The 18,956-nt window shown below is 40.0% G+C and carries 17 protein-coding genes and 1 pseudogene; 3 read left to right on the top strand and 15 right to left on the bottom strand.

Annotated features, from left to right (window positions below; genetic code table 11):
* Positions 1-10: 10 nt before the first annotated feature.
* Positions 11-544, top strand: coding sequence for a DUF402 domain-containing protein (locus tag QM874_RS05370; RefSeq protein ID WP_000775325.1), 534 nt, complete (start codon positions 11-13; stop codon positions 542-544).
* A gap of 265 nt (positions 545-809) precedes the next feature.
* Here the strand turns inward: QM874_RS05370 and QM874_RS05375 are convergent, their stop codons facing one another.
* The 5 genes from QM874_RS05375 to QM874_RS05395 all read right to left on the bottom strand — a co-directional run bounded on the left by QM874_RS05375 (position 810) and on the right by QM874_RS05395 (position 6,271).
* Positions 810-1,577: an epoxyqueuosine reductase QueH gene (locus tag QM874_RS05375; RefSeq protein ID WP_414316508.1), complete on the bottom strand. Its 768-nt coding sequence runs from the start codon at positions 1,575-1,577 to the stop codon at positions 810-812.
* 67 nt (positions 1,578-1,644) lie between these two features.
* The gene (locus QM874_RS05380) at positions 1,645-2,844 is read right to left on the bottom strand and encodes an MFS transporter (RefSeq protein WP_414316509.1); all 1,200 of its coding nucleotides are present in this window, start codon (positions 2,842-2,844) and stop codon (positions 1,645-1,647) included.
* A gap of 270 nt (positions 2,845-3,114) precedes the next feature.
* Complete coding sequence (gene asnS / locus QM874_RS05385) at positions 3,115-4,458, bottom strand: asparagine--tRNA ligase (RefSeq protein WP_414316510.1); 1,344 nt, start codon at positions 4,456-4,458, stop codon at positions 3,115-3,117.
* A gap of 149 nt (positions 4,459-4,607) precedes the next feature.
* The gene (locus tag QM874_RS05390) at positions 4,608-5,786 is read right to left on the bottom strand and encodes a pyridoxal phosphate-dependent aminotransferase (RefSeq protein WP_414316511.1); all 1,179 of its coding nucleotides are present in this window, start codon (positions 5,784-5,786) and stop codon (positions 4,608-4,610) included.
* Positions 5,783-6,271: a DUF5590 domain-containing protein gene (locus QM874_RS05395; protein ID WP_414316512.1), complete on the bottom strand. Its 489-nt coding sequence runs from the start codon at positions 6,269-6,271 to the stop codon at positions 5,783-5,785. Before QM874_RS05395 ends, QM874_RS05390 begins: the two co-directional genes overlap by 4 nt.
* Positions 6,272-6,546: 275 nt before the next feature.
* Here QM874_RS05395 and QM874_RS05400 point away from each other — a divergent pair, with 275 nt between their 5' ends.
* Entirely contained in the window at positions 6,547-7,095 is a 549-nt protein-coding gene (locus QM874_RS05400; protein WP_414316513.1) for an NADPH-dependent FMN reductase, read from the top strand.
* Positions 7,096-7,139: 44 nt separating this feature from the next.
* On the opposite strand, the gene QM874_RS05405 is transcribed toward QM874_RS05400, so the two are convergent.
* Entirely contained in the window at positions 7,140-8,330 is a 1,191-nt protein-coding gene (locus QM874_RS05405; RefSeq protein WP_414316514.1) for an O-antigen ligase family protein, read from the bottom strand.
* Positions 8,331-8,541: 211 nt separating this feature from the next.
* On the opposite strand from QM874_RS05405, the gene birA reads away from it, so the two are divergent.
* Positions 8,542-9,477, top strand: coding sequence for a bifunctional biotin--[acetyl-CoA-carboxylase] ligase/biotin operon repressor BirA (gene birA / locus QM874_RS05410; RefSeq protein WP_414316515.1), 936 nt, complete (start codon positions 8,542-8,544; stop codon positions 9,475-9,477).
* A 54-nt stretch (positions 9,478-9,531) separates the two neighbouring features.
* Here the strand turns inward: birA and QM874_RS05415 are convergent, their stop codons facing one another.
* The 9 genes and pseudogenes from QM874_RS05415 to QM874_RS05455 form a co-directional block, all read right to left on the bottom strand.
* On the bottom strand, positions 9,532-10,722 hold the full coding sequence (locus tag QM874_RS05415) for an acetate kinase (protein ID WP_414316516.1): 1,191 nt from the start codon (positions 10,720-10,722) through the stop codon (positions 9,532-9,534).
* 49 nt (positions 10,723-10,771) lie between these two features.
* Positions 10,772-11,725, bottom strand: a complete 954-nt coding sequence (locus tag QM874_RS05420; protein WP_414316517.1) for a class I SAM-dependent methyltransferase — start codon at positions 11,723-11,725, stop codon at positions 10,772-10,774.
* Between the two features lie 102 nt (positions 11,726-11,827).
* Positions 11,828-12,958, bottom strand: a complete 1,131-nt coding sequence (locus tag QM874_RS05425; RefSeq protein WP_414316518.1) for an N-acetylmuramoyl-L-alanine amidase family protein — start codon at positions 12,956-12,958, stop codon at positions 11,828-11,830.
* A gap of 119 nt (positions 12,959-13,077) precedes the next feature.
* On the bottom strand, positions 13,078-14,685 hold the full coding sequence (locus QM874_RS05430) for a CTP synthase (protein WP_414316519.1): 1,608 nt from the start codon (positions 14,683-14,685) through the stop codon (positions 13,078-13,080).
* Between the two features lie 317 nt (positions 14,686-15,002).
* A complete protein-coding gene (rpoE, locus tag QM874_RS05435) occupies positions 15,003-15,578 on the bottom strand; it encodes a DNA-directed RNA polymerase subunit delta (RefSeq protein ID WP_414316520.1) in 576 nt (191 codons plus the stop codon).
* 418 nt (positions 15,579-15,996) lie between these two features.
* On the bottom strand, positions 15,997-17,142 hold the full coding sequence (locus tag QM874_RS05440; protein WP_414316521.1) for an FtsX-like permease family protein: 1,146 nt from the start codon (positions 17,140-17,142) through the stop codon (positions 15,997-15,999).
* A 3-nt stretch (positions 17,143-17,145) separates the two neighbouring features.
* Positions 17,146-17,826, bottom strand: coding sequence for an ABC transporter ATP-binding protein (locus QM874_RS05445; RefSeq protein ID WP_414316522.1), 681 nt, complete (start codon positions 17,824-17,826; stop codon positions 17,146-17,148).
* On the bottom strand, positions 17,823-18,398 hold the full coding sequence (locus tag QM874_RS05450) for a TetR/AcrR family transcriptional regulator (protein ID WP_414316523.1): 576 nt from the start codon (positions 18,396-18,398) through the stop codon (positions 17,823-17,825). Before QM874_RS05450 ends, QM874_RS05445 begins: the two co-directional genes overlap by 4 nt.
* Before the next feature lie 110 nt (positions 18,399-18,508).
* A pseudogene (locus QM874_RS05455) lies at positions 18,509-18,730 on the bottom strand (aldo/keto reductase family oxidoreductase); the annotation flags it as partial.
* Between the last annotated feature and the right edge of the window lie 226 nt (positions 18,731-18,956).

Genomic DNA, 18,956 nt, shown 5'->3' on the forward strand with positions numbered 1-18,956 from the left:
TTGGTTAGTTATGAAACTTCCAAAAGAAGGCGACTTTATTACAATTCAAAGTTATAAGCATGATGGGAGTCTTCACCGCACTTGGCGAGACACCATGGTACTAAAAACAACAGAGAACGCTATTATCGGCGTCAACGACCATACACTCGTTACCGAGAGTGATGGTCGTCGTTGGGTGACTCGAGAACCGGCTATTGTTTACTTTCACAAGAAATATTGGTTTAATATTATCGCTATGATTCGTGAAAATGGTATCTCCTACTATTGCAATATGGCTAGTCCTTACTATCTGGATGAAGAAGCTTTAAAATACATTGACTATGATTTGGATGTTAAAGTTTTTACAGATGGTGAGAAACGCCTCTTGGACGTTGAGGAGTATGAACGACACAAGCGAAAAATGAAGTATTCTTCTGATCTAGACTATATTCTGAAAGAGCATGTCAAGATTCTTGTTGATTGGATCAACAATGAACGAGGCCCCTTCTCAGAAGCCTATGTCAACATTTGGTACAAACGCTACGTAGAACTAAAGAATCGGTAAAGTTGTCAGAGGTCAGGATTAAAATCCTGACCTCGTTTTTTGATTTTCAACGAGCCTTTGAGTGGCGACTAATTGAGCTGTTTATCAGCATTCTAAATTCCAAAAAACTCCTTTGATCAAAACTTCATTTTTCATCCACAAGTTTTAAGAGGCACTGATTTATTAAAGGATTGAGATTCTAGGACTAGGAATTCATAGATTAGTCCATCAATTTCTGGCTATCACTTTTCCCTAGTAAAAAACCTGCCTTGAGGCAGGTTTTCGTCTAAATATCTAATTTTGTAACAGTGAACTTGATATGCGAATAGTCTTTTTCGATATCCTTATCTACCATAAAGGCTGTTGCATCCTTCTTGACCTGTACTAAGTCAATATTTTGAGCTTGAGCGGCATAGACACAACCACAATAACATTGACGGTAAATGTCATACTCTTCACACATTTCTACAGAGCGTTTATAACCTTGATTTTTCTTAAAGTCACTCGGAAGATAATGAGTAGTATAAATTTTTTGCACATCAATCCCGATACTATTGATGGTTTGCGAATTTTTGTGAGGACTGATGGTTAGGGCTGAGCCAAAGTAGTCAAAGCCTAAGTCCATAGCCACTTGCGCTGTCTTGTCCAAACGATAGGCAAAACAAACCTTGCAGCGATCGCCTCCTTCAGGTTCTTCTTCCAAACCTCTGACTAGTTGACGATATTCGTTGGGTTCATAGGGTGCTTCTAGGTATTGGACCTTATTCCCAGTTCGTTCATTGAAATCACTAACAAACTTTTTTGTCACATAGGCACGCTTGTGATACTCAGCTTTAGGATGGATATTTGAATTAGCAAAATAAATAGTCACATCCGCATACTTGGTCAAGTACTCTAGAGTGTAGGTGCTACAAGGAGCACAACAGACGTGCATGAGAATGGTTGGTCTTTCTTCATTTTTTTCCCAAACTTGAACCATCTTTTGCATGACACGGTCATAGTTGATCTTTTGATTGGGATTCATCTTACTTAGAATTTCTTCTACATCGATCATACTCTTCTCCTTTTCCTCTTGCTATTGTACCACAGGATGACCCTTTGGGCAAATAGGTTTTCGTGCTTTACTCAGTTTTTAAGTCCTTATCTAATAGCTCGCCCATCCTTGTCAGACTGATTATTAGGATAGGACAGGTTAAAAGCAAGATAAGACCTAGAACTAAAAAGACAGCTACAAGACCCCAACGATCGATCAACCAACCTGTCAGTGGAAATATGACAATCATGGAAAGACTAAAGAGCATGGAATTGATACTAAGCATAGTTGCTCTTACACTGGAAGGTAAATAACCTTGTAAGTCATTAAAATAGATCGGCTGATAAACTGCATAAAGTGTATCAGTTAAAAGATATACAAGAAGAAAAGCAAAGGGGGTTCCTGAAAACACCAACAACAAGGCCAAGCCCGTTAATTCCACAAGAGTTGGAAAAACTCGATTGCTATTCCATTTTTTACCAATTTGACTAGCTATATAAACCGCTATAAGATTTAAGCCACTACCAATCAGCATGACAAGCGATACCTGCCATCCTGCCAAGTCACTTATTTTCTGCTGATAGTAAAAGTAAAACATGCACATGAGTGTTCCGACTAGCTGATAAGTCATCATCCAGTAAAAGAGTACTGGTTTTTCATGCCATTCTTTTCGTACTTGCAGGACAATCGTTTTAAAGGTTAAGACTTCATTTTTTTCTCTCTTAGCCATTGGTTCTTTCATAAAATAAATCAAAATGATAGAAAGAAATGATAATCCAATGGCGATCAGATAGGTCCAAGCCAATGCTCCGTGAATAAAGAAGCCTGCCACAACTGTACCTAGGGTTCGGGTGACTTCTGCCACACCAGACAAAAAGCTAGAAATCTGAAGATAACGGTCCTTTTGACCTGCTTCAACTACTGAATCATATAAGAAAGCGGTGCTGGTCCCCGAATCAAAATTGTAGGACCAAGCGTTGACCATCATAGCAAAAGCATAAATCCAAAAATTCCCCTGACCAAACAAAATCAAGATAGAGGATACAATACTGGCCAAGCGAGCCAAATAGAGATTGGTCTTGTAGCTAAATCGATCGGCCAACATACCAGATGGGATTTCACACAAGAGACTTGTCCCATGAAAGATACTCTCTAATAGACCGATTTGAAGCAAGGAAAGACCATTCTGAATGAAAAATAAAATCCAAAAACTGGTAATCCCAAAATAAGAAGTGAATTCCAGACCTGCTAGGAGTGGAATATTGCGTTTGTAAGTTCTTTTAAACATCGTTTTCTCTCTTTCAATATATAATATGAGTTTTTCTAAAAGACTTACTTAGATTTGCCTACATTTTCTCCACCTCTTTCATTTAAAGTAATACTCAATGAAAATCAAAGAGCAAACTAGGAAGCTAGCCACAGGCTGCTCAAAACACTGTTTTGAGGTTGTGGATAGAACTGACGAAGTCAGTAACATATATACGGCAAGGTAAAGCTGACGTAGTTTGAATTTGATTTTCGAAGAGTATAAAAACGCCAGACGGCGTTTTTATGGCTATTATGGTTTGATACGGTGCAACATACGTGGGAATGGAATAGCTTCACGGATGTGTTTTGTACCTGCTGCGAAAGTGACCATACGCTCGATACCAATACCGAATCCTCCGTGTGGTATTGTGCCATATTTACGAAGGTCAAGGTAAAATTCATATTCTGTACGGTCCATACCAAGTTCATCCATCTTAGCTACAAGGGCATCGTAGTCTTCCTCACGCATAGAACCACCGATGATTTCTCCATATCCTTCTGGTGCAAGCAAGTCTGCACAAAGCACGCGCTCTGGATTTTCAGGAACTGGTTTCATGTAGAAGGCCTTGATAGCTGCTGGGTAGTTCATGACAAAGGTTGGTACACCAAAGTGGTTTGAAATCCATGTTTCATGTGGTGAACCAAAGTCATCGCCATGCTCAAGATGCTCGTAGTCAGCATCTTCATCGTTTTCATGCTCTTGCAAGAGGTCAATGGCTTGATCGTAAGTGATGCGTTTGAATGGCTCTGCAATGTAGCGTTTCAAAAGCTCAGTATCACGTTCCAATGTTTCCAATGCTTGTGGAGCACGGTCAAGAACACCTTGAAGAAGAGCTTTGACATAAGCTTCTTGCAAGTCAAGTGACTCATCATGTGTCAAGTATGAATACTCAGCATCCATCATCCAGAACTCAGTCAAGTGACGGCGAGTCTTAGATTTCTCTGCACGGAATACTGGACCAAAGTCGAAGACACGACCAAGGGCCATAGCACCAGCTTCAAGATAAAGCTGACCAGATTGACTCAAGTAGGCTGGTGTTCCGAAGTAGTCAGTTTCAAACAGTTCAGTTGAATCTTCTGCCGCATTTCCTGAAAGGATTGGGCTATCAAACTTCATGAAGCCATTTTTATCAAAAAACTCATAAGTCGCATAGATGATAGCATTACGGATTTGCATAACGGCAACTTGTTTGCGTGAACGTAACCACAAGTGACGGTTGTCCATCAAGAAGTCTGTTCCGTGCTCTTTTGGAGTGATTGGGTAATCTTGAGATTCACCGATGACTTCAATGTCTGTAATATCCAACTCATAACCAAATTTTGAGCGCTCGTCTTCTTTAACAATCCCTGTCACGAAAACAGATGTTTCTTGACTTAGACGTTTGATGGTGTCAAATTTTTCAAGACCTACTTCTTCTCCAAATTTTTCGATAAAGTTTGGTTTAAAAGCTACACCTTGGAAAAAGGCTGTTCCATCACGCAATTGCAAGAAAGCAATTTTCCCTTTTCCTGATTTGTTGGCAACCCAAGCACCGATAGTGACTTCTTGACCAACGTAATCTTTTACTTCGATAATTGTTACACGTTTTGTCATGTTTTATCTTCCTTTTTTTGTTTAACTTGTCCGAAGACATTATTACCCACTATTGTACCACAAATAATGTCTGATAGCTAGATTCTATCAGATAAAAATCTCAGGTTTTATCCAAAAAAATCTCCGTCAAGACGACGAAGATCTTATTTTTATTTTTCCATAAATTGGTGCAAGCGACGAATAGCTTCTTTGAGTGTATCTAAGTCTGTTGCATAGCTGAGACGGACATTCTCTGGCGCACCAAAGCCTGCTCCCGTAATCAATGCCAGACCAACTTCTTCAAGAATAGCCGTTGTAAATGCTGTTACATCTGTATAGCCTTTCATCTCCATAGCTTTTTTAACATTTGGGAAGAGGTAGAAAGCTCCTTGAGGTTTGACTACTTCAAAGCCAGGGACTTGACACAAGAGTGGATAGATGGTGTTTAAACGTTCCTCAAAAGCCTGACGCATGGTTTCTACGGAATCTTGTGGACCAGTTAATGCCTCGATTGTTGCGTATTGTGAAACAGCGGTCAGGTTAGAAGTTGTTTGACCAGTCAATTTGCTCATGGCAGCAATAATTTCTGGATCACCTACTGCATAACCTACCCGCCAACCAGTCATAGCGTATGCCTTAGACACTCCATTGATGACAATGGTTTGTTTGCGAATAGCTTCTGAAAGACTAGAGATTGGAATAAATTCGTTACCGTTATAGACCAAACGTCCATAAATATCATCTGCTAGAATTAGAATATCATGCTCAACTGCCCAGTTTCCAATGGCTAATAATTCCTCACGAGAATAAATCATCCCAGTCGGATTAGAGGGTGAGTTTAGTACCAAGACTTTGGTCTTATCTGTGCGAGCTGCTTCTAATTGCTCTACAGTTACTTTAAAGTGATTGTCTTCCTTGGCTTGGACAAATACTGGAACACCTTCTGCCATCTTAACCTGATCCCCATAGCTAACCCAGTAAGGGGTTGGAATAATGACCTCATCACCAGGGTTGATCACAGCCATAAAGAAAGTATAAAGAGAGAACTTAGCTCCAGTCGCAAAAGTGACTTCATTAGACTCTACAGAATAACCATAATAGCGTTCAAAATAGGTATTGACCGCTGCTTTTAACTCAGGCAAACCTGAAGCTACCGTATAGAAGGAAGCACGCCCATCTCGAATGGCTGCAACTGCAGCGTCTTGAATATTTTCAGGAGTATGAAAATCGGGCTGACCTAAAGTTAAGAAAAGAACATCCTTTCCTTCCGCTTTTAACTTCTTGGCTTTTGCATCGCTAGCCAAAGTCACACTTTCTTCCATTTCTAAGACACGTTTAGATAATTTCATAGTTTCTCCTTTTCGATTAGGGCACCAGATTCAAAATCAACCAGATAGTAGTCTCCACCAGACTTGATTTCCCAGACGGGCTTATCAGCGTAACGTCCAAAGGTAATCTTGTCGATTTCAGTTGCTCCTTTTTCTCTAACAACTGCTTCTGCTTTTTCTTGTGAAGTACCACTTTCTAGTTGATACACATAGATTTTTTGACTATTTTTCTCAATTAAAACAGCTATTGGATTTTGATTTTTATCTTGGCCGAGAACACTATAGTAGCTCTCTAAACCATTAAAAAAGTCAATCTGACTAACCGTTTCCAGCTCAGCATACTGCTTGGCCAGTCTCTCCCCTTCTGTCTTTGCAGTTCGATAAGGCTTCATACCAAGCCACACCAAATAAAGAAAGGAAGAGGTCACAACTAGAGCCAGCATGGTTAAGCCAATACTGTACTGAAATAATAGGGAATTTTTTTCTTTTTTCTGTCTCATTTTCACTCGTCTATTTTACCATCTATCCTTCTTTATTACAAGTGAATAGAGGGATTGTTCTTGGATTTTTATAGGACTTGATTGGCTAGCTGGAGAAGGTCCAAACTAGCCATACATGGACTATCCCTTAGCTCTCCATGAATAGAATTTTGCCTTGGGGTTATTCTTTGAACAAACTTTTTTTATTTTCTGAGCAAATTCCTTGAAAATCATTTTGTTTTGTTGTAACATTATTTGTAACAACAGAGAAGACTCTGATTAAAATCTAAAGGAGACTCCCTATGTCTAAAAAAGTATTATTTATCGTTGGTTCACTTCGTGAAGGCTCTTTCAACCACCAAATGGCGCTAGAAGCTGAAAAAGCACTTGCTGAAACTGTTGAAGTCAGCTACCTTGATTACTCAGCTATTCCACTATTTAGTCAAGATCTTGAAGTTCCAACTCTTCCAGCTGTAACAGCAGCTCGTGAAGCAGTTCTTGCTGCTGATGCTATCTGGATCTTCTCTCCAGTCTACAACTTCTCCATTCCTGGTACAGTGAAAAACTTGCTTGACTGGCTTTCACGCGCCATTGACTTGTCTGATACTCGCGGAGCATCTGCTCTACAAGATAAGATTGTTACTGTATCTTCTGTAGCTAACGCTGGACACGATCAACTCTTTGCGATTTACAAAGACCTTCTACCATTTATCCGTACACAAGTTGTTGGTGATTTTACCGCAGCTCGTGTCAATGATTCTGCTTGGGCAGATGGTCAATTAGTTCTTGAAGATAGTGTTACAGCATCACTAAGAAAACAAGCTGAAGACTTACTCCAAGCTATTCAATAATTAGAAAAAGATAGTAGAACATCTCGTTTCTACTATCTTTTTAATTATTCAACAAATTCTCCAATCATACTATGTTTTAATGGTAAACTACACATCACTAGAAGGAAGATGAAGCTGGATTGAACCCAGAAGAGGGCCAAGTCAAAAATTCCATGTACAGCAACCACTGTTAAAAATGAAAGATAAAGTCCAAGGATAGGTCTTTTACTTGGTACTTGACTCATATCAATCAACATACGGATTGGATCTGAAGAAGCAATTCCTAATAATACAGTACCTACTACACCGTAACTCAATATCGTATCGATATAGATACTATGCGCATGTTCATGATAAGGGGCAAAAATGCGAGGATAAGAATGCATGTAAGTTAGAGGTCCCTCCCCCCAGAAGGGATTTTGTTTAAACAAAGCCATCCCAGCATTCCAGATCGACACTCGTTCTTCCATCGACGAATCCAAGGTCCCCATCCGAACACCCAAATCACTTGAGAATAAAAATGCTAAACCAACTCCAAAAACTCCAATACTGAGCCAGAAAGCTCTCCAGTTTTTAATGGTTGTAAAGAGATAAATGATGGCTCCAAAGATGATGGCTGGAAAAGCAGTCCGATTCTGCGTAAAGTTCAAACCGAACAAATTAGCAAAGATGGCAATCATGGAAAAGACTCTTAACCATCTCAATCTAGTCGTACTAATTAAGTAAAATCCAATCATGATACAGAAGCAACAGATAATTCCATAATAATTAGGATTAAAGAAAGCTACTTCAGCACGATTCTGATGCCAAACCTGCATCTTAGGTGATAAGAAAGTATAATCAAATTTCTTTACAATTTGAAAATGCTCTAAGGCTGCAAAAACTGATGCTAGCACACTAAGCGACATTATCGATTGCAATACTAATCTGAAAAACTTCGGGGTTAAATGGGATTGGTAATAATAAAAGAAAATTGCAAATAGGAGCATCCCTATGGTAGCAACCATTCCCATCACATTTTGCGCTAAAAGAGAGATAATACCACTATAGCCAATAAATAAAAGTAAGATAAAATGGTGGGATATTCGTTTTAATATCTCCTTCATCTCTCCTGTAAATATTAGACCTATTAAGTAGGCAAGAAAAATAATGACGAAAAGATAAAAAGGTAGAAAAATACTGAGAATAACCCCTAGCAAGATTAACTCTTGCTTTGAGAAACTTTTTAACTTTTCAATGATACCTATTGATTTCACAACAGATCCTTTCCTTCTGAATACTAAATTCAGATAAATAAGCTATTAAAACATTTTACCACTTTTCAAAGGATTTGAAAACCACTTTGCCCATACCATAGATACTAAAACTCGGTAAAATTTTATATCATAAGAAGATTATCCTAAATAACTCTCGCCCTTTTTTGAAAATATGGTACAATAACATTAATTGCTAGAGAAAGGTCTTACCATGAAATCTTACCAAGAAGTTTATAAAATCTTAGCTACTGAAAAAGACTATGTAAGTGGAGAAAAAATCGCTGAAAAATTAAACCTATCCCGAACATCGGTATGGAAGGCTATCCAGCGTCTCCAACAAGAAGGTCTTGAGATTGACAGCATCAAAAACCGTGGCTATAAACTTCTTCACGGTGACCTAATCTTGCCCCAAGAGATTGAAGAGCAAAGCCCCGTCACTGTCCGATTTAAATCCAAGACCAAATCAACGCAAACCGATGCCAAAGAAGCTCTGGAGGCTGGTGCTAAAGGAGACACTCTCTATCTCTCAACTAGCCAAACTTCTGGACGTGGACGTTTTCAACGTCCCTACTTTTCTCCTTCTCAAGGAGGGATTTATATGTCCCTTCATCTCAAACCCAACCTTCCTTATCAAGATCTCCCTTCCTATACCCTCTTAACTGCTGGAGCTATCTACAAGGCTATCAAGAACCTTAGTCTGATTGATGTGGATATCAAGTGGGTTAATGACATTTATCTGAATCAGAAAAAAATTGCTGGTATCCTGACCGAAGCAATTACTTCTGTTGAAACTGGACTGGTAACAGATGTTATCATTGGGGTCGGGATCAACTTTTCTATTACTGATTTTCCAAAAAACCTACAAACAAAAGCTGGAAGCTTATTCCAGCAAAAAGCCCCTATCACTCGGAATGAACTCATCGCTGAGATTTGGAAATGCTTTTATGAAACAGAAGTCGATGAACTCCTCTATCTCTATAAAAAGCGCTCAATCGTTTTAGGAAAAGAGATTTCTTTCAAGAAGGATCAAGAAATATTCACAGGAAAAGCCTGTGACATCTCTGACCAAGGACAACTGCTGATAGAATTAGCCAACGGTAAAAAGATTTGGCTTAATAGTGGCGAAGTTTCGCTAACTAAATGGTAATTCTACTAGATCAAAAAATCGACCTTTATTATTGAAGGTCGATTTTTTGATCTGTTATTTTTTCAAACGTTCAACGTCACGCGCGATAACGAGTTCTTCATCCGTTGGAATAACAAGTACACGAATTTTTGCTGCTTCTGTTGAGATATCTCCAGTCACACCAAAGACATTTTTCTCTAGATCTACATCACAACCAAACCAAGAAATACCAGTGATAACTTTTTCACGTACACCAGCTGCATTTTCACCAACTCCTGCAGTGAAGATAATAGCATCCGCTCCGTTTAGGACAGCCAAGTATTGGCCGATGTGTTTTTGGATACGGTCAACGTACATTTCAAGAGCCAAGGTTGCATCAGGATCACCTGCTTCCATTGCCGCTTGAACATCACGCATATCACTAGATTTACCTGAAACACCCATCAACCCTGACTCACGATTGAGGATACGACTGATATCCTCTGGCTTGTTAAAGTCCTCTGTATATTGCATTAAATAAGGAATGATGGCAGGGTCAATATCTCCTGTACGAGTTCCCATCATAACACCACCAAGTGGAGTGAATCCCATGGATGTATCAACAGATTGGCCACCCTTAACAGCTGTAATAGAAGCACCGTTACCGATGTGACAGGTAATCAATTTCAACTCTTCAAGTGGACGTCCCAAGAGTTTTGCTGCTTCTTGAGCAACGTACTGATGGCTTGTACCGTGAGCTCCGTACTTACGAACCTTGTTTTCTGTATAGTACTTAGTTGGCAATGGATAACGGTAGGCTTTTTCTGGCATTGTTGTATGGAATGATGTGTCAAAGACTGCTACACTTGTGATCTCTGGCAACAATTCTTTGAAGGCACGAATTCCAGCAGCGTTTGCAGGGTTATGCAATGGAGCAAGAAGTCCTAGTTCTTCGATTTTTTCTAGAACATCCCCTTCAACAACTGTAGACTCTTTGAAGTATTCTCCACCTGCAACAACACGGTGTCCAACACCAGTAATTTCATCATAAGCTTTGATAATATCAAAACGGATCAAGTCATCAAGCAAGATTTTTACAGCCAAAGTGTGGTTTTCAATGTCAAGAACTTGCTGTTCTGAACGACCATCGAACTTAACTGTGGAAACTGAATCATTCAATCCAATTCGCTCAATCAAACCTTTTGCAAGTACCTTTTCTTCTGGCATTTGGTACAGTTGCCATTTTAAGCTAGAGCTCCCAGCGTTAATTGCAATGGTTTTTGTCATAATTTATTCCCCTTTTTAAGCGTTTTCAACTATTATATCAAAATTTATACTAGATTTCATGTTCTTGACACCAATTTTGAAAATTTTCCTTAAATTCCATCAAAATTTCAGGGTCCCGAAGACTGGCAAGTGGATAAACAAATGGCTCGATATCCTGCGCTAGCTTCTTTTGTAGAACAAAAATGGTCTTGGACTGGGCTCCTTGAGCAAAGAGATCCTCTGGTAAAGTTACCATAGCCACTAGCTGAGCCTGATCAGTCAGCCAGGATTTCAAGAGGTCACTCTGAGGACTCGTCAAGAGATTGCTAGGAGCAAGGAAAATCGCGACCCCTCCCGTCTTAAGATACTTGAGAGATTGCTCCATCATCAAATGGTGAGCATAAGTGTGTTCATCCTTAGCTGCCACTTGGTAACGTGAGGCTATTTGATTATCTGGATAGTAGCCAATCGGTAGGTCACTCACAATGACATCACTTTCTTTGAGGACCTGCGGCCGCACAGCATCACCCTGTACAAAGGCTGCTTGAAGATCCATGACTTCTGCCATACTCGCCGCCAAATCAATCAAGAGGTCGTCTATCTCAATCCCCAGGTAGTCTACTTTTTTGTTCATAGATGTCAAGAAATTAGCACCCAGAATTCCCATCCCAGAACCCAATTCTAACAGACTAAAGGCTTCAGTTGGCCAAAGCTGCTCGATGATAAAAATCATCAAGTGACCAATCGCGTCTGGTGTAAACTGGTGATTAGCCTGAAGAGGTTCTGTTTGCGAAGCTTTCATCAATAGAAATTGGTAGGTCCGTAGCCACTCCTCTTTTCGAAGTGCCAAGCGTTTTAGGGCCTGATTATTTTTTTTGACTTGCTCCAAATTGGTTTGGCCATCTAGGTAAATTCCATTTTGTTCAATCAAGGCATCGTAAAAATTTGTCGCCAAATCGTTTTGAATGATTTGGACGTTTTCTAGTAAATAAGTATATGCTTGTTCAATTTTTTCAAAATCCATAACTCTATCTTATCAAAAATAGTGTCCTTTTTCCAGATTTTCATAATTTTGAAAATGAAAAAAGAAAATCTACCTTCTCAGTAGACTTTCTCTGTTTCATGATTATTTCCAAGCACCGCTGCCATCTACATAGTAGCCGTCTGGTGTGTATGTATTGCGAAGCATTTTACCAGATGAAGCCAGATAGTACCACTTACCATTGTCCTTGACCCAGCCTGTTGCCATTGCACCTGAATCTTTTAGGTAATACCATTCACCCTGATCCTTCACCCAGCCTGTCGCCATTGAACCTGACTTGTTTAGGTAATACCAAGTGCCACCATCTTTAAGCCAGCCTGTTGCCATTGAACCTGAGTCTTTTAGGTAATACCAAGACCCATTATCATATAACCAATCAGCTGAAATCATGGCTCCTGATGACTTAAAGGCATACCAACTGTCACCTTGATAGAGCCATGTTTGATTAAACATAACTCCTTTGTCATTCATAAAGTACCAAGTTCCCTTGTCCTTAACCCAATCGTTCTGCACTAATTGACCTTGTTTTTGATAGTACCAGTTTTGGTTTGATTGTAGCCAGCTTTCTGCTTTCACAATCGGATAAAGTTCTTGGAAAGATCCCCCACCCTTGTAGTAATGACTGATAGATTCTGGTTTTGTAAGTTTTAACTCACCATTGTCATAGTCTGCCCAAGCAAAGACTTTTTGACCATTGACAGTCTCTGGTAGGGTGGCAGTGTAAGTCTTGGTTTGATAATCCCATTTAGCATCGAGGTAAGTGTATTGATCATTTGATTCTTCAATACGGTAGTAGCCTCTCTTTCCACCTTCATGATGTACATCGTCAACCACTTTCGTTGACCAGGTCTTTACTTCATTTCCGCTCTTGGCTTCTACCTTGATATCTCCTCTATAGCCATATGGAACATAGAAATTCAGATAACGCCCTTCTACGCCAATCATAGACTTGTCCTTTTCTTGACCTAGGAAATTGACAGTCTGATCTTGACCATTGAGACTAACCGTCCACTCGATTTTCTCTGTTTTTGGCAAATCCAATACTTTAATATCCACTTCATGGCCATTATTAAATCGGAGAATGTTGCCATCTTGATACTGAACTCCACATTTAACAACCCATTCTTCTTTCAGCTCGAAGGCCTGACCTGAATGAGGGAAAGCTAGTAAGGCTAAACCAGCTAGAGACAAACCAAATAGTGTGATTTTTTTCATAGGATTTCCTCCTGTTTTTTATCTATGTTAATTATATCACTATGTTGTATTTTTTACAAAAGATATCTAAATTTATATAGGAAAAACCTCTGAGATGACTCTCAAAGGTTTAATCATGACTATTTACTATTTTCAACCGCTGCTGTTACAAAAGCAGTGTAGAGTTCTTCTGGGCGGTTTGGACGGCTTGATAGCTCTGGGTGGTACTGACAAGCCACAAAGAATTTATTTTCTGGAATTTCCACAATTTCTACCAAGCGGTTGTCTGGTGAAACGCCTGAAAAGACAAAACCTGCTCCTTCAAACTGTTCACGGAAGGCATTGTTAAATTCATAACGGTGACGGTGACGGCGTTGCACCACCTCTTTGTTATGATAAGCTGCCGCTGCCTTAGAACCACGTTTTAACTTAGAAGGATAAAGTCCCAAACGAAGGGTACCACCCATGTCCTCAACATCAATCTGATCACGCATGATATCGATGATAGGGTATTTTGTATCAGGATCAAGCTCTGCTGAATTAGCTCCTTCAAGACCTAAGACATTACGGGCAAACTCGATACAGGTCAACTGCATACCCAAGCAGACTCCAAGCATTGGTACATCATTTTCACGCGCATAGCGAATCGCTTGAATCTTACCCTCAGTACCACGTTGACCAAAACCACCTGGAACGATGATTCCATCAGCATCAGCTAGGAGTTCTGCTACATTGTCAGCTGTCACGTCATTAGCATTGACCCAATCAATCTTGACTTCTGCATCATTGGCATAACCAGAGTGTTTCAAGGCCTCTACGACAGAAATGTAGGCATCTTGCAACTCGACATACTTACCAACAAGAGCAATTTTGACTTGTTTTTTGAGATTCATGACCTTGTCAACCATAGCTGACCACTCTGTCATATCTGCTGCCGGTGCATCTATTTTCAAATGGTCACAGACGATTTGATCCATGCCTTGTGCTTGCAGATTAAGTGGGATTTGGTAAAGATGATCCACATCCAAGGACTCAATAACTGCTTCTGGCGCCACATCACAGAACTGGGCTAGTTTATTTTTAATCCCTTGTCCTGCTGGTTTTTCAGTACGAATGACCAACATATTTGGCTGGATTCCCAGACCACGCAATTCTTTGACAGAGTGTTGAGTTGGTTTGGTTTTCATTTCACCAGCTGCCTTGAGGTAAGGAAGCAAGGTTGTATGGATATACATGACATTTTCTGCTCCGACATCAGACTTCATCTGACGAAGCGCCTCTAAGAATGGAAGGGACTCAATATCGCCGACTGTTCCACCAACCTCTGTAATAATGACATCAGAGTCAGTCGTTAGAGCGGCACGCTTAATTTTTTCTTTCAAGGCATCTGTGATATGAGGAATGACTTGGACAGTTGCCCCAAGGTATTCTCCACGACGTTCCTTGCGAAGAACTTCACTGTAGATTTTACCAGTTGTCACGTTTGAGAATTTGTTAAGATTGATATCGATAAAACGTTCATAGTGACCCAAGTCCAAATCTGTCTCAGCCCCATCATCAGTAACAAAGACTTCCCCGTGCTGGTAAGGACTCATGGTTCCTGGGTCGATATTGATATAAGGGTCAAATTTTTGAATGGTCACCTTCAAACCACGATTTTTCAACAGTCGTCCTAGACTCGCTGCAACGATCCCTTTTCCAATAGACGACACCACACCACCAGTGACAAAAATATATTTCGTAGACATAGATTCCTCTTTCTAAAATGCACAAGGCCTTGTTCACTAACAGGGGATTGAGAAAACAAGACCTTCATCAATAACTACAACCCAAGAAGAAAAGTTTCCTGGAAAAACAAAAATAGCTCCCTAATAACTAGGGAGCTCCGACCTCTAAAAGAGGTGCCCGAACAATATCTTACCTCAAAATGAACCATTTGTCAAATAGAACAAATCGTTGACTTGGCGCATTCCAGCTTACAAAACTAATTCAGACTAATACAAAAAAGCTGGACTAGGAAATCGAGACTTGATAGACCGATTCCAGCTCCAACTCCTTTTTATTTTTATTCTTCCTCTTCTTCAGAGTCTTCGTCGTCTTCTTCATTAAGATCGACTTCTTCATCTAGATCATCTGGTGCGATTTCGTTGATTTCAGCATCGTAGGCTTCAACTTCATTCTTCTCGTCATCTGGATTTTCATCGTCATAAGAAAGGGCTGGGTCTTCTTCGTAAGCGTCCTCATCTTCAGGATCATCTGCACCATAATCAATGGCATCTGAATCTCCGTCCATGAAGGCATTAACACGTTTTTTCTTAGCTTTAGGTGCTACTTCTTCATCGTCACTTTCTTCAAGAGCAATGATTTCCTCATCGATTTCATCGACTCCATACCATGAACGAAGGCCCCATTTATTATCTCCAAGAGAGATAAAGCTTCCGTCAAAGTTCAACTCTGTATAAAACAAAGGCAAAGCTTCACGAATGTCACTGTTTGAAGTACCAAGATAATTTTGGATTTCATTCACTAAATCACTAAAATGCATTTCGTGATCACGACCACGAAGTTCTAAGATGGCACGAGCCACCTCAATCATAGATAGTTCACTTTTTTCTTGCCCAGCAAATACTTCTAATTCCAAAGCGTTTCTCCTCAATTATTACTACTATTGCCAGAGTGGATAAACTCTGATCTCATTTTATCATGTACTCTTTATTGTACGATAATTTTGCCTAATAGTCAAAGGTTTAGAAGAAATAAATGTGAAATATTTCAGCTAATTGAAAGACCTGAGAGATACACTCACAGGTCTTTTGATTTATTTATGACTCAAAGATGCAGCTCCAATGTCAACCACAAACTGCAAGAGGATTCCTACCTAGATAAAGGATCATTTGTTGCGCCAGATTAAGTAAAAGGCCCCTTTCAGGTCCTGCCAGTAGTTCCGTTTCATAATGTCTCACTTCCATTCTATCATTCCCCTAGAATAGTGGAAAAGCCTCTCTCTGTCAATCATTTATCACAAAGAAAAAAGGCTGGGAAAACCAGCCATTTTCACACTATTCTGCTAAGAGTACTTCCTTAATTGTTTGTTTTTGGAGTTTTTTGTTGGATAGATAAAAGAGACTTTCATAAACCACAGCAAAAATGATCAAAGTCCAAAAGCACACATTCCAGTCAAAGTTGTGCTCAATCTTTTCAGGTACCGTGTCTTTGATCACACCAATCAAAATTTCCATGATGCCATATTGATAAGCTGTCCCAAGAACAAATCCTAAATAAGCCCAAAAACGATAGGGAGCGAGAATATGACTTTGGCATTCACGATCGGTGTAGCCAAAAGCCTTCATAAGAGCCAAGGTTTCGCGACTTTCTGAGACCACAATCCCCAATGACAAAAAGAGGATCGAGAAAGAAAGGATCAAGCCAATCATGATCATCATGGTTTGGATGATATCATCTGTGTAATCCCTGAGGCCAAAGGACAATTGAACCATGGCCGCAAAACACATAGAGCCAAAGACTACAAAAAACAGTATAGATTTTCTCCCCCAAATCAGTGATGAGGACAGCTCTTTTAGGAAGGCCTTCTCTTTCTTAGGAGCCCTCTTTCTCCTTTGGGCCTTGATTGGTGTTGGAGATTTTTTCAATAAGCGAAGTGCCGGCGTTTGTAGTTGTCTTCTAGCATAACCAATCGCGAGAAGCATAAAGAAGCTCGTTGGCAGTATCACCAAGGCAAGCAGGAGCTGCCAATGAAAATGAATGGTGATTTCTGGTAAGATCCCCTTCTCATTACGAAAGTCATAAAAATGTCCCATCATAAGAAAAGAAGCGAAATAGCCAAGAAGAGCCCCAACTCCAAAACTGAGTCCAAAAGCCCAAAATCGTTTAGCCAACTGGCCATTGCTGTAGCCCAAAGCCTTTAAAATTCCTAATTGTTCCTTGTGGTCGTCAACAAATTGTTTGATATAAAAACACATGAGAAGGACCGACGTCAAGGACAAGACAACCCCACTGACCATGGCCACCATCCAGGAAAGCGAAACCTGGGCATCATAGTAGGTCTGAATCATGGGATTGGTTTTCGAAATCTCTAATTGCTCGATGTCCAAGTAAAAATTTAAGAAGAGATTGGCCACAAAGACCGCACAAGCCCCAATGATACTGACGACAACTAATTTTCGAATATCTTTTACTGAAAACATGGCTTACCATCCAATCTCATAAGCATTCTGAGGCTGATCATTGGTCACAACTTGGGTAATCTTGCCACTATTGACGCGAATGATGGTTCTAGACATATCTGCAATATTTTGGTTGTGTGTCACCATGATTAGGGTAAAGCCTAGCTTTTCCTTCAACTTCCAGATATAGTCGAGAATCTTGCGCCCTGTTTCTTCATCCAGGGCCCCCGTCGGCTCATCTAAGAAAAGAATCTCTGGCTTTTTGGCCAAGGCACGAGCAATGGAGACTCTCTGCTGTTCTCCGCCAGACAATTCACTCGGATACTTGTCCAGCTTATCACCAAGCCCCAAATCCTCGATAATCTGCAAAAAATCATGATTGTCTGCCAGGTCAGCTCCCATCTTAACATTCTGTCTGACTGTCAGATTAGGCAATAAATAATACTGCTGGAAAATAAAGGCAATCTTCTCACGTCTAAAGGCCGTCAATTGAGCATCCGTGAGTTGCGATAAATCCTGGCCTTGAATGAGAATATGTCCCTCGTCTACCTTTTCTAAACCTGACAGAACGTTTAAGAGAGTTGATTTGCCCGATCCAGAAGGGCCTAGGATAACCACATCATCCTGGTCTTGAATCTGCAAATCAATCCCTTTTAAAACCTTGGTTTGGCCGTAACTTTTGTGAACATTTTCTAGTTGAATCATTTTTTTCCTACCATTTCTTTGATGAGCGATTGACAAACCTCTGTCAGTAATCCAATTACTTCTTCCATGCTGAATTGATAAATACCAGAAGCAACCATAGAGGCCATCCCGTGTGAGTAGATAAATAGATGCTGGTACAATCGACTAGCCTCCTCTACAGTCAAAGGATAGTCTGCGACAATCGAATCCAGAACCAATTGGTAACTATGATCCTTCATGGGAAGAAAATCTTGAAAGCGACGAATGGGATCTTTACTAGGATTTTGGAAAAGCAATTGAAAGAGTTGAGGCTCTTTTGAGGCGAACAGGATATAAGCAACCCCGACAGATCGAAAAGGCTTCTCATCTTCTAAAGCCTTTCGTATATACTCCACCACTACCATTTCCGCAGCAACAATAACCTCTGCTTGTAACTCAGCCATATTTGCAAATTGCCCAAAAATGACTCTTGGTGTGGCGCCCAGTTTCTCTGCTAATGCTCTAGCCGTCAAACTAGACATTCCCTCTTCTCTAACCAATTGTAAAGCTGTCCCAATCATAGTCTCTTTACTAAATTTAACCTTTGGTGGCATAACACTCCTTTAACGCAACATTTGTTGCGCAACACTTGTTACCTAAAAGAATACCATAATAAAAAAGACTTGTCAAGAAAAATCTGTAAAGCATAAAAAAACCAGCTCACTGATACAAGTGAAATCTGATCCCTAAGATTCGAACGGCGCTTGAAAACTTTACCCAGCAGGACCTCACACTGGCCATAGCCATAGATATCCGGTAGGTCAAAGGTGTTGATGCCAATCGACAAGGCCACCTCCACCTCATTTTCACTCATCTGGCTGATCAGCATCATCCCAAGGACAATGATTAATAAACACTCATTTTCAGCAACATCAATATAGTTCATGTCCTCCTCCTTTTCATTCTTCTTTCATTATAAAGTAAAGAAGACCAGACAGCAATGAATTCGCAAAGCAAAAAGGTCTGAGACAAAAGTCTAACCTTAAATATAAAAAGCGAACAAAACGAGTTATCTGACACTCAGAATACTGTCTTGTTCGCTTTTTTTGTCTAATCTATCGATTTTTAAAATTTATAATAAAGAATTCCTAAAAGCAAAATCTTTTTGTCCC

It is taken from the genome of Streptococcus infantis (assembly GCF_047463615.1).
In the GTDB taxonomy this organism is placed as follows: domain Bacteria; phylum Bacillota; class Bacilli; order Lactobacillales; family Streptococcaceae; genus Streptococcus; species Streptococcus infantis_X.

What these genes read in the sequence shown, in the direction of transcription:
- QM874_RS05450 (WP_414316523.1), bottom strand. Translation starts at nt 18,398, where the DNA reads ATGCCACCAAAGGTTAAATTTAGTAAAGAGACTATGATTGGGACAGCT.
- QM874_RS05420 (WP_414316517.1), bottom strand. Translation starts at nt 11,725, where the DNA reads ATGGATTTTGAAAAAATTGAACAAGCATATACTTATTTACTAGAAAAC.
- QM874_RS05425 (WP_414316518.1), bottom strand. Translation starts at nt 12,958, where the DNA reads ATGAAAAAAATCACACTATTTGGTTTGTCTCTAGCTGGTTTAGCCTTA.
- QM874_RS05390 (WP_414316511.1), bottom strand. Translation starts at nt 5,786, where the DNA reads ATGAAATTATCTAAACGTGTCTTAGAAATGGAAGAAAGTGTGACTTTG.
- QM874_RS05440 (WP_414316521.1), bottom strand. Translation starts at nt 17,142, where the DNA reads ATGTTTTCAGTAAAAGATATTCGAAAATTAGTTGTCGTCAGTATCATT.
- QM874_RS05415 (WP_414316516.1), bottom strand. Translation starts at nt 10,722, where the DNA reads ATGACAAAAACCATTGCAATTAACGCTGGGAGCTCTAGCTTAAAATGG.
- birA (WP_414316515.1), top strand. Translation starts at nt 8,542, where the DNA reads ATGAAATCTTACCAAGAAGTTTATAAAATCTTAGCTACTGAAAAAGAC.
- QM874_RS05445 (WP_414316522.1), bottom strand. Translation starts at nt 17,826, where the DNA reads ATGATTCAACTAGAAAATGTTCACAAAAGTTACGGCCAAACCAAGGTT.
- QM874_RS05375 (WP_414316508.1), bottom strand. Translation starts at nt 1,577, where the DNA reads ATGATCGATGTAGAAGAAATTCTAAGTAAGATGAATCCCAATCAAAAG.
- QM874_RS05430 (WP_414316519.1), bottom strand. Translation starts at nt 14,685, where the DNA reads ATGTCTACGAAATATATTTTTGTCACTGGTGGTGTGGTGTCGTCTATT.
- QM874_RS05400 (WP_414316513.1), top strand. Translation starts at nt 6,547, where the DNA reads ATGTCTAAAAAAGTATTATTTATCGTTGGTTCACTTCGTGAAGGCTCT.
- QM874_RS05370 (WP_000775325.1), top strand. Translation starts at nt 11, where the DNA reads ATGAAACTTCCAAAAGAAGGCGACTTTATTACAATTCAAAGTTATAAG.
- asnS (WP_414316510.1), bottom strand. Translation starts at nt 4,458, where the DNA reads ATGACAAAACGTGTAACAATTATCGAAGTAAAAGATTACGTTGGTCAA.
- QM874_RS05380 (WP_414316509.1), bottom strand. Translation starts at nt 2,844, where the DNA reads ATGTTTAAAAGAACTTACAAACGCAATATTCCACTCCTAGCAGGTCTG.